Annotated in this window: 5 protein-coding genes; all 5 read left to right on the forward strand. The window is 58.4% G+C overall.

Annotated elements, in window-relative coordinates:
* Positions 1 to 23 precede the first annotated feature (23 nt).
* The 5 genes from Q0216_RS01795 to Q0216_RS01815 all read left to right on the forward strand — a co-directional run bounded on the left by Q0216_RS01795 (position 24) and on the right by Q0216_RS01815 (position 3315).
* Positions 24 to 260, forward strand: a complete 237-nt coding sequence (locus Q0216_RS01795) for a hypothetical protein (RefSeq protein ID WP_298592469.1) — start codon at positions 24 to 26, stop codon at positions 258 to 260.
* A gap of 26 nt (positions 261 to 286) precedes the next feature.
* On the forward strand, positions 287 to 949 hold the full coding sequence (locus Q0216_RS01800) for a hypothetical protein (protein WP_298592471.1): 663 nt from the start codon (positions 287 to 289) through the stop codon (positions 947 to 949).
* A gap of 152 nt (positions 950 to 1101) precedes the next feature.
* Positions 1102 to 2319, forward strand: a complete 1218-nt coding sequence (locus Q0216_RS01805; RefSeq protein WP_298592473.1) for an HNH endonuclease — start codon at positions 1102 to 1104, stop codon at positions 2317 to 2319.
* A gap of 100 nt (positions 2320 to 2419) precedes the next feature.
* Positions 2420 to 2647 (forward strand): VRR-NUC domain-containing protein, encoded by a 228-nt coding sequence (locus Q0216_RS01810; RefSeq protein ID WP_298592476.1) that lies wholly within the window; start codon positions 2420 to 2422, stop codon positions 2645 to 2647.
* Positions 2644 to 3315: a hypothetical protein gene (locus Q0216_RS01815; protein WP_298592474.1), complete on the forward strand. Its 672-nt coding sequence runs from the start codon at positions 2644 to 2646 to the stop codon at positions 3313 to 3315. Before Q0216_RS01810 ends, Q0216_RS01815 begins: the two co-directional genes overlap by 4 nt.
* The last annotated feature ends 40 nt before the right edge of the window (positions 3316 to 3355 follow it).

Raw genomic sequence — 3355 nt, forward strand, 5'->3', positions numbered from 1 at the left:
CCATCATCTAAGGAAGACCCCCGATGCAAGAACACCAGGAACACGAAGGCTTCCCCTTCACCGTCGAAGTCCTACAGCTCACCCGAAACCGAGAAATCGTCGGCAGATGCTTCCGCATCACATGCGAAACCTGCAAGCAGAGAAACACCAAAGCCGTTGAGTCACTCAACTCCCTGGTCCTCCAAGACGCATTTGAAGAGCTCTGCGAAGAAGCCAAACTCCACGCCAGCTCCCACGCCGACACCAACTACGCCGAATAACCCACCCACCCCAAGGACACACCACCATGAACCGCTACTACCCGATCGCAGCACCAGACCGAGACCTCACCATCAACGGAACCCCCATCCGCCACATCTACGACGCTGACCGCGTCTGGGTCCACAACGCTGACCTCGCAGACGCAATCGGAGCACTCGCCAAAGGCAGCCTCCTCACCGGCGTCTCAGCCAAATGGAAGCGCAAATGGCGCGAAGACCTCGGCGGCGGCAAAGCAGCCCGCGCCGCAACCTACCTGGTCACCGAAGGGCTTCTGCAGCGCTCCATAAGCATGAAGCGCGACAGCGACAGCTACCCGCGCCTTCGAGAAGCAATCGACCAGATCCGCACCATCGAAGCAGAACGCCGAACCCAACACGCCGAAGCACTCACCACCGCAGTGCCCGCCGCAGCACCCAAAGACGAACCAACGCTCCCTATGACGCTCACCGAGCCGCCGGCGCTCGCTGATGAAGCTGCCGAAGTGCCGCAGGAATCCGCAGAGGTGCTCGACCGAGTAGAAGAGGCAATGAAGAGCCTCGCCCCGTTTACGCCGGCCGCGCTGCGCAACGCAAACCTTGGCAAGCGTCAGCGTCAGGTACGCGAGCGCATGTCCCAAATCCAGCACCTGCTTGACCTCATGTATGAGGATTTGGTGGATGCCGCCATTGAGAAAGACATCACTAATTAGCAGGTTTCTGCTGATTCAGACCCAGATGTAGAGAGCAATGATCTACACTACTACCACCGCAAGGAGCCCCCCTCATGCCTTGGCTGAAAGTATCCGACACAGCCGCTCAGCATCGCATTGTGTGGCGAGCGCTAGAAATTCCTGGCGCGAGCATGCAGTCTATGTGGTCGCTGTTTGGTCAGGTGCTTGCTTTGGCTGTTGAGGCGGCGGCGTTCAAGACTGACTATGTTGTTGAGCGCGGCTCTATTCTGAAGTTCACCGGTACTCCGGATGCTGCACAGAAGTTCATCGCTGATGCGACGTTCTGTGGGTACCTTACCGGTGAGGTGCCGCTGGATGATGGGCGTATCGCCTATCGCCTGGTGGAGGATCAAGACTTGTTCCACATGCGTCTACGAGAGGAGATTGATTGGGAAAACAGGCGGCGTAACGACACCCGAAAAACTTCGTTGATTGTGCCTATTCGTGCTCGCGACGGCGATGCATGTCGTTGGTGCGGTCACGTCGTTTGGTGGGGGGACCGGAAGGGCGGCCGCGGCGCGACCTATGACCATTTGAATCCTGGAGTTCCTGCAGAAACTCCGGATGACATGGTCGTGGCGTGTCGAAGCTGCAACTCGTCCCGCAAGGACAATGCCGGTTGGGCGGTAGATCTTCTACCTGCCCCGGTGAAGCCGTATTTTAGTGCAAAGAGCGCGGCTTGGCTGACTGAGAATGGGGTGCCTACCAAGGCATCTGCTCCGTCAGATAAGCCGGTTGGTCGGTCGGTCGTGGCCACCTCGCAGGCTAGCGAGTTCTCCCGGAACCAGAACCAGGGCACTGGTGAAGGTTCGCAGGTTGATGAACCCTTGCCGGCGGTGCAGGCCAACAGCTCTTTGCCGACCATCAGTGCGCAGCAGATGATTGACGAATTCTCTGCGCAAATCGATGCAGCCGAACTTGCCCTCATCAACGAGCAAGCATCCGCTGCAGAGGTCGTTGAAGAGCCCACCCTGGTCTCCGGTGCACCGGAGACCAGGGGAGACTCCAACGGCCATTTCGTCGTACCCAAACCCTCATCTCACGAGCCCTCCCACGATTGGGAGGAATCTGGATCCGATTCAAATCAGGAGGGTGACGGATTCAAATCCGCCGGGTCGGGACGGGACGGGAACGGGCAGGGCACCGCTCGCGGTAGCGAGCAGAGTGCCCCCGTAACTGGCCCCTCCGCTGGGGCTCAATTACTCCGAATCGATTCAAATCAGGAGGGTGACGGATTCGGATATGCCGGGTCGGGTCGGGACGGGGAAGCCGTTAAAAACCTGACCACCTCTGAACCTAAACGCTCTCGTCATCGCCGAGCTCGAACCCGCCGAACCAGCAGGAGGTAGAAGCGTGAAAGCACAAGACTATTTGATGCTTACCGCTCGAAACGTAACTGAAGCTCAATTCCAATCAGCAATCATCACCCTGGCAACCCGCCTGGGATGGATGCACTACCACACCCATGACTCCCGCCGGTCGGTACCTGGTTTTCCTGACCTGGTACTCGTCCACCCCATCAAGAGGCGAACCATCTTCAGAGAATTGAAGACCATGAAGGGGCGAGTCTCCGCAGCACAAACCCAGTGGCTCGACGCGCTCGCTGCGGCTGGTCAAGATGCTGGAGTGTGGAGACCTGACATGTGGGCCGCAATTGTGAAGGAGCTGAGTCAATGACACAAGATCTTGATGAGATGCGCCGCCGGGTGCGTGCCATCCTGAATGTCCTAGCATTTGCTCATGTTCGAGCTGAGGACATGGGGGAATCAGCAGAGGCACTCGAAGATGCTCCGTTGGAAATGGCGTTGCTAGATCAGCTTCGGCAGGCTGTGGTTGAGCAGGGTACTGAGCACGGGCAGGGGGCTTCATCTGCTGGTTCGCGCTCGCCTTTGGATGTTGCGGCGTTGGATTTGTGGACTGCGGTGGGTCGGTCGGCTGCGGAGACTGCGACAGCTGTTGGGGTGCCGGCGGGGAAATCTCCATCTGACACTATGCGTGCTGTGCTCCCTCACCTCGCTCATGTAAGTCTTCCTGTTCTGGTCTGGATTGGTGAGGAGTGGAGCGAGTGGGTGTCCAAGATTCGGGAGCACCTGCAACCAGTCAGACGAACGCCGATAGACCGCGTGTGTCCTGTCTGCCATCAGAAGCTTCGAATCTGTCGAGATGAATTCGGGGCGACGGTACAGAAGCCTTGCCTGATTGCTGTTTGGGACATCGAGGGGGAGCAGGTTCAGCGTGTCGAGTGCTCGGCCTGTTCTGCAATCTGGCCGCGTGCTTTCCTTTGGAATCTGCTGTCTGCGGATGAGGAGGAGGAGACACTGGCGAAGCTGTCCTCTGGTGGGTGACGCCGGTGGTTGCACAAGGGGGGATGATGACGCTAGACTA

Source organism: uncultured Rothia sp., from assembly GCF_937976295.1.
GTDB lineage: Bacteria > Actinomycetota > Actinomycetes > Actinomycetales > Micrococcaceae > Rothia.